8 protein-coding genes are annotated in these 6765 nt (G+C 60.1%); 1 reads left to right on the top strand and 7 read right to left on the bottom strand.

Annotation, left to right across the window (positions count from 1 at the left end):
* The 5 genes from AC04MI_RS22280 to AC04MI_RS22260 form a co-directional block, all read right to left on the bottom strand.
* Nucleotides 1-828: recombination directionality factor (locus tag AC04MI_RS22280; RefSeq protein ID WP_476498728.1), on the bottom strand; the 828-nt coding region annotated here is incomplete at its 3' end.
* A 132-nt stretch (nt 829-960) separates the two neighbouring features.
* Complete coding sequence (locus AC04MI_RS22275) at nt 961-1974, bottom strand: YqaJ viral recombinase family nuclease (RefSeq protein WP_476498727.1); 1014 nt, start codon at nt 1972-1974, stop codon at nt 961-963.
* 153 nt (nt 1975-2127) lie between these two features.
* A complete protein-coding gene (locus tag AC04MI_RS22270; RefSeq protein WP_476498726.1) occupies nt 2128-3135 on the bottom strand; it encodes a DUF932 domain-containing protein in 1008 nt (335 codons plus the stop codon).
* Between the two features lie 212 nt (nt 3136-3347).
* A complete protein-coding gene (locus tag AC04MI_RS22265; RefSeq protein ID WP_476498725.1) occupies nt 3348-3677 on the bottom strand; it encodes a hypothetical protein in 330 nt (109 codons plus the stop codon).
* 342 nt (nt 3678-4019) lie between these two features.
* Complete coding sequence (locus tag AC04MI_RS22260; RefSeq protein WP_476498724.1) at nt 4020-4370, bottom strand: hypothetical protein; 351 nt, start codon at nt 4368-4370, stop codon at nt 4020-4022.
* A 545-nt stretch (nt 4371-4915) separates the two neighbouring features.
* Here AC04MI_RS22260 and AC04MI_RS22255 point away from each other — a divergent pair.
* Nucleotides 4916-5356, top strand: coding sequence for a pyrophosphatase (locus AC04MI_RS22255; RefSeq protein WP_284413213.1), 441 nt, complete (start codon nt 4916-4918; stop codon nt 5354-5356).
* Between the two features lie 8 nt (nt 5357-5364).
* On the opposite strand, the gene AC04MI_RS22250 is transcribed toward AC04MI_RS22255, so the two are convergent.
* The gene (locus AC04MI_RS22250) at nt 5365-6285 is read right to left on the bottom strand and encodes a hypothetical protein (protein ID WP_476498723.1); all 921 of its coding nucleotides are present in this window, start codon (nt 6283-6285) and stop codon (nt 5365-5367) included.
* Nucleotides 6282-6765: ORC-CDC6 family AAA ATPase (locus AC04MI_RS22245; RefSeq protein ID WP_476498722.1), on the bottom strand; the 484-nt coding region annotated here is incomplete at its 5' end. The genes AC04MI_RS22245 and AC04MI_RS22250, both read right to left, overlap by 4 nt.

The raw sequence follows: 6765 nt of genomic DNA, 5'->3' as shown, positions 1-6765 counted from the left end.
ATAGAACTCCTCGACGACCTCCACCCCTTCCTCTTCCGATTCCTCGAACTCCCCCAGCGCCAAACCCTGCCGCGCCGCTTCATCCAGCGCCGCCTGATCCAGCCCCAGCGCAGCCTGCTGCTCGCGCTCCTGCCGTGCCAACGCCACGACCTGGGCCAGGCTGCTTCCCGCTCTGAGCGTCAAATCCACGTAGTAGATCGGCGTGCGATGCGACAGCGTCGTGGACTTCCCCCGCAGCCGAAGCTCCAGAGGCAACCCTGCCAGCAACCCGCCCGACACCGCAAACAGATACCGCAGCCGAGCCGACAGTGTCCGAATGCTGTTGAACCCCGTCGTCCGAAACACAAAGCTGCCCAACTCGTCGCCAGTCATACCCTCAATACCCGCTTCGGTATTCCCCTCCGCCTCCACCCGTACATGCAGCCGCCCATACGGCTTGCAGTTCCCGTCCTGGGCCAATGCACAGACTGCAGGCGAAGGGCAGGGCAGGGACTGCATCCCTGACAGGGTTACCCGCTTGCAACTCTCCCCATCCCCCACACAAAGAGGCCTTCCCGTGGCCCGGTCAAACATCGTGTAGTTCGCCCTGAGGATCAGGTCCGGGTCGTCGAACAGCAGTCGCACCGGAATGCTGCGCAGCTTGGCCCCCGGCTCCTTGCGCAGTTGCGCATCCACCGGATGCGGAACCCAGCCCTCCTTGTTCTGCACCTGGCTGGTCAGGGTGAACTCATCGTCCTTCTCTGGCAGGCGACGCCCGTTCTTCTCCACCACCCGCCCAATCGCAATGCGCCCGATCACGGGCGGTGTCAAAGCCAAACCTTTGAGCATGTGAATCTCCTTGTTGAATGTGAACACCCTCCAAAACACAACGGGCCTCACCGTCACAGATGAAGCCCGTCTGGGGATGCGCGAATGAAAATGAATTGAATGAACCTGGACTCCGATATCCCCGGCCCACCTTCAGGTCTGCACCAGAAACCTCCGACTCCCCGGCTTGGGCACCGTGTACGCCCGCGCGATCTCCGGCTGCTCCTTGGCCAGCCGCGCTGTATCGAGCTGCGTCCCATCCCGACTGCGTTTGAAACTCACCTCCCCGTTCTCAAACACCGCCCGGCTCGAATCCTCCATGCGCTGCTGAATGGCTTGCTTGAGCTGGGCCTCCAGAGCCGTGTTGGTCRCCAGCACCTCCCGCACCGCCAGCAGGTCTGAAAACACCGCCCCCATCACCAGGTCATGCTTGAGGTTCAGCGTGAAACCCGTGTCCCGGGGATATAACGCCCGCAAAGCCCGGTCTGCCGAATCCGACCCATCGGCCGGAGGCGCCTGGCCCCGCTCCACATAACCCCAGAACTCCCGCTCCAGGGTGATGAGCTGGGCAATCAACTCCTCATCCCGCTCGATCCGGAAGATCTGCAGCTCCTGACCCCCGAGCAACACCGCCACATCTGCAGCCTGTTTGCCCGTCACGGCCAACTGGTGCTGCACCTGCAACTGCACATACTCCGGCACCCCATCCCGCCAGAGCCAGGCCCCCTGAATGCCAGCGGTCTTGCATTCCAGTAGTTGCACATCCGGCGCCCCAAGGACCTCCCGGTCGATGTTGGCAAGCATCCAGGGGTGCTCAGGATGCTGCAGCACCGCGTTGATGCGCCGCACCCGATTGCCTGTGCGGCGGGTGTAGTGCGCTGCCACGATGGGTTCCAGAAGCGAACCCCAGTACATCGGACTCAGATCGTCCGCACCCCCATCCCCCGGTGGGGCGACAGGCGCACGACCGGTCTTCTCCATCCACAGTTCCAGCTGCGACTGGTAGGGATTGAGCCCCACGGCCGCTGCCGCATCTGAACTCCCGATACCTCCTTTGCGGACCTGCAACCACTGATCGCGGTCCAGGTGCTGTGTCTTGACCAGCTTCAGCGCTGGGCGGGTCTTGGAACAAGACGGACCCGCAGGTGAAACAACAGGAACAACCATGGTGACTCCTTCGAAAAGATAAAAACAAGAGAACCCGAACGCCACCCCACAAAGCAAAAGGCCCCGTCTCCCAAAGGAGGCGGGGCCTATGCCGCAAGGCAACGAATAAGAAACGATCCTGAAAAAAAGCAGCTGAACCCTCTTCCGAGCCCTTCATGACGCCATCTGCAACGCCTGCTCCAGCGCCCGCTGCTTGAGGGCAGCTCCCTGACCAAACCAGGCACTGTCGAGCCGGTACTCCTGACTGCGCGCCCGGCGCTCGTGATCCACGAACTCGGTGACGGCGCACAGCAGGCCCCAGGCAGTGCCCTTGGCGGCTGCCAGCTCGGCACCCCGCCCCTGGCCCTCGTACATGGCCTGCACCTTCTTGAGGGCACGCTCATTGGTGAGACCTGCAGATGCATCCGCATGACCATCGGTCTGGCACAACACCTTGAGGAAGTAGTTCATGGACTCATGGCTCTTGACCTTGCGCTCGGACAGGGTCTTCATGCGGTACATGAAACCGTCCCATTGCGAGACGGCAATGCCCAACTGCTTCTTGACCGCCTGCGCATCAAAGCTGGTGCTGTGAGGCACCTTGATCGCACTCGATGTTCCTGACAGGGCAATGGAGAGGGTGTTGTTGCAGACCACACGCACCGTAGTTGGAGTGGCTGTGGTCGCCAAGGTCCCGTCGCAGGAAGTGGCCAGCAGCAGATAACCATTGACCACATCGTTGCCCTTGAGTGCCGAGGACTTGCCCGTGCGAGCCAAGGCCCAGAACTTGCGCCCTGCCTTGAGAACCCCGGCGGTCTCCAGCTCATAACCAGAGACTTCCGTCAGATCCCGGTAGAACTCCAGCACCTGCTTGGGCTGCACGACCTGGTAGCGGGCACTGACCACTGACAAAGGAGCCTTGGTATCGCTGCGGTACAGCACCTTCTGGTCGGGGAACTCCATGGGTTCGCCATAGAGGTCCGAGACAGAAGACGCGGTGCCAGAGCCAGAACCAGTCCCGGACTCCGTGGCCATGTAGCGCACGGGGGTCTCGCGGATGGTCCAGTCCATGCCCGCTTCACGGGCCCAGACATCGATGGGTTGTTTTGCGGGCAACTGCTGACCCAGGTTGTGCCAGGGGGTCTCACCGACATAGGCCATGGTTTGAACGAGATGTGCCATTGAAATACTCCTTGTAGAAATGGAAGAAAGAACAAGAAAACGAAAGACCGACAACACGAAACCACCCACTCGCGGCTACGCCACTGCGCTGCCCTAGAGAGCGCACAGCAAGGACAGAGAACCAGGCCAGGTGGAACGAGAAGAAGAGAGAGACGAAAAGCCAAAGAAGCGCGAGGCCGAGAGATCAGCAGGACGAATGCCGCCCACACACCTCACTCGCGCGGAGGACTAAAGGTGTGGCCGCACTCCAGGCAGCGGTAGTTGTCCAGGCAGTTCTGATCGACGGCTTCACCGATCTTGCTGCCGACTTCGCAACCGATGGCGCCGCCTACCAGGCCACCGAGGGCTGCACCGGCGAGACCGCCCAGGACGGATCCTGCAGGACCGGCGAATGCGCCGAAAGTAGCGCCCAGTCGGGCACCGCGCAGTGCACTCGCTGCACCGCTGGCAGCGCCTGCGAGTGCGCCGACAGCGCAGCCGGCATTGCGACCGAGGTCGCGGGATTCCAATCGTGGGGATTGGCATTGGGGACAGGTGAGCATGAGAATCTCCTTGAAAACATACGTGGTGAAGAAACAGGGAACCGAGACAGCAAGACCAACCGGCAGCCCCAACGCAAAAGCCCCGGATGCGTGAACACACGGGGCTGAAGAGGGCGGTAGACCGGAGAGCAGACCAGCAGAAAGACAGAAAACTCCGACCAAGACGGCATAAAGCCCGGCGGCTCGAAATGAGCTGCCGGGCTTTATGGGCGTTGTACGACTGCCAAAGGGCAGACGATGGTCAGGTCACTGGGGTGATATGTGACTGAAGAAATTTGGGATCGAAGGAAAAGGGCGTTCGCCCAGCTCATATGTGGCCTCCAAGGACGCTGCCAAAGGGTGTCAAGCCACGGAGGGCTGCGACTGTGCGTTTTGTGAAGGTACCTCTTTGGTGCAAGCGCATTGCCGCACGGAGCGCACGATAGAGATGGTCTGCAGGGACTGCTCCTTGCCGCGGATGGCAAAGCAGTGGCGGCCGTACTTGCCCTGGATCACGCGGATCTGTGCATCAGATGCGGGAAGCTGAGGGGTTTGCTGTGCGCTGTGAATTAGGCGCTTGATCTCGTGTTGATCGGGATCTGATACTGATTGGCCTGGCTGATGGCGATGCAGGATCTCTCGGTAGAAGAGGCTGGCTTTGTTGATGCTGGGAAAGTCTTGGCCGTCGATGTGGACGGGGATTCTGGATGGCATGGGAACTCCACGGGTCGCGGGGACCGTTGTTGTTGAACAAGTGGAGTGGCCCGGGCTACTGTGAACCACTCACAGTATTTGGGGGGACTGTGGAGCCGCGTGATTCGTTTGCGAGGGCTGCTTCAGGCTGGTTGCCGTCGTTCACCTCAGAAGTTCGAATGACTGCTGTTACCGAAAGCAGTCATGGCACCAAGACTTTCGAGAAGGTCAGCTCTACACCTCAAAGCTGCCACTGGAATCTGACGATCACCAAGTGACTGCTTTGCCGTGTGCTGACCTGGTGCTATCGCTGCGAAGCCGCCGGCCAACCGAAGGCGGAAAGAGGCTGGCTGCTGCCATTGAGATTTGGCGCCCAATGACCGCTAGCGTTAGCACCGATCAGTCTTTGGATCCCAGGATGGGCTGACCGCAACACTTTCTGGTCCATCTGTTGGCATTTGCGGGGGCCTTCGTCATTGGCTGCAGACCAAAAAAGCCGCCGATGCATTAAAGTTCGGCAGTCCTGTCAAATACATGAGGCCGTCAGGCGTTGTAGGAAAAGCAGAATGAGCGACCTATCCTTTGCCAAACGCATCGCCTTAATGAACGCGATGTACAAGCTGCCGGCTCAAGATACCCCTGTTCTTCCGGCTGACCCGGCAGATCGCTTGCGTAAGTTCAAGGCAACGCTCCTTGACGAGGTCAATGAAATTGATGACATCGTCGCGGCCTGCGAGCGCAATGCTGAACCGATCGATGTCATGGTCGCGATTGCTGACCTGCTGGGCGACGTCATCGTTTACTGTCGCTCGGAGGCTCTCAAGTTCGGGCTGCCGCTCGAAGATGTACTGGCTGTCATCATGGACAGTAATGAAAGCAAGCTTGGCGCAGATGGCAAGCCCATCTATGACGCGAATGGCAAGTTCCTTAAAGGCCCGAACTACTGGAAGCCCGAGCCCAAGATCAAAGAGCTGCTGCAGGCGGCTATCGCCGGTGCGAAGGACTGACAAGGCCCTTAGGGTTCTGCTTCGGACGGGACTCCCTCGCTGCGGTCAACCGTCACCGTGAAACGGTGCCAGAGGTCGGTCCCGGTGGAGCGCTTCTTCTTGCGACGGGGATGGTCGAACAATAGGCCGACTTGTTCGGGATACACGCTAGCGAAGATCGCCGATGCAATGCCGCATGGCTTAGGTCCAATGGGCGCGACGAACATGCGCTTGTCCTCGCTCAATGCTGCACGTGTGCGCTCCAGGCATTCGAACGCAGCTTCTGGGTCATTTGCCGCGCAGTAGTCCAACTGCAGCCCGTGCTGGACCAGCGCGGGCAAGTGCGGAATGATCGCGTCGAGCTCCCACCCGGGGTGATAGGCCGGGATGCCGAAGACCAGCTTGACGTCTTTAGAGGCGATCATCTGGTGCTCTTCAAGCGCGCGGTCGAGCCGCTCTGGCTCGAATCCCAGAAAGAATACCCCTGCTTCAACCTCGTCGCTGGTGAGGTCGACAATTGCGTTGGGGATCGGCGCGTAGCCGCGGGTCGGCTCGGATAGCATGAAGTGATCTCCGCCAGGACTCGCACGCTGGTACTGGGCGGGCTCAACGTAGATGATATTCACCGAGGTAGCGCCGCTGGCTAGCAAGGCATTGGTGGCGCAGAACAGCTCCGCAAAGCCCAGCGTGGTAGCCTCAAGCACCACCTTGTCACGATCGAAGCCACTAAGCATTTCCGATGCCAAGTCGCTGGATTTGGTTTCGGTTCCCACCGTCAGCGACATGTCGTCGACGCCGTACCCGAGCAGCACTCGCGCCGACTCTGGTACACAGCCGCAGGCCAACTGCCCGCGATCATCAAGCTGCTCGCCGTGCAGTAGCACCATGTTCTCAGGAAGTTGGAGTTCGGCCGCGCTGGTGCCAGATCTCGAGAAGAATTTGACCTTCATGACAGGAGCAGGCCGAGTTGCACAGCATCGGCATCGGACAACTGACGCGCCAGACCTCGGGCCAATTCCCGGTAGTCCGTCTCGTTGCCCATGATGAGCATGTGGAACTGCTCCACAGAGATTTCCAGCTTGCGCTTGCGGCGGTAACTTATCTGGAAATATGGCGCGTAGATCGGGTTAAGCTGGTAGTCGACGATATCCAAACCGACGCCAGACTTCGACTTGGTCTCCTGTTGCTCGACGAGGATGCCAAAGCGCAGGGCCTCAGCGATGAAAGCGTGCTCTTCGGCCTGTAGCGCCCGACCTCCGGAATTGATCGTGAACTGATTCTGTTCGGGTTCGCTCATCGCCGGGCTTGCCTGCAGTGCCCGGAAGATGCTTCCCAACCGCAGCACGAAAACCCGCAGCTGTTCGCCCAGGCGACCGAAAGTTCGGATTTCCTTTATCAGCTGCTCCGAAGCGTCGTAGGCAGCGCGACAC

This window comes from Acidovorax sp. LjRoot204 (genome assembly GCF_056175785.1).
The sequence above is the reverse complement of the archived record's forward strand: the minus strand, read 5'-3'. Positions and strand labels throughout refer to the sequence as shown.

Coding starts and splice junctions, on each gene's coding strand:
- AC04MI_RS22255 (WP_284413213.1), top strand. CDS start 4,916: ATGAGCGACCTATCCTTTGCCAAACGCATCGCCTTAATGAACGCGATG.
- AC04MI_RS22265 (WP_476498725.1), bottom strand. CDS start 3,677: ATGCTCACCTGTCCCCAATGCCAATCCCCACGATTGGAATCCCGCGAC.
- AC04MI_RS22270 (WP_476498726.1), bottom strand. CDS start 3,135: ATGGCACATCTCGTTCAAACCATGGCCTATGTCGGTGAGACCCCCTGG.
- AC04MI_RS22250 (WP_476498723.1), bottom strand. CDS start 6,285: ATGAAGGTCAAATTCTTCTCGAGATCTGGCACCAGCGCGGCCGAACTC.
- AC04MI_RS22260 (WP_476498724.1), bottom strand. CDS start 4,370: ATGCCATCCAGAATCCCCGTCCACATCGACGGCCAAGACTTTCCCAGC.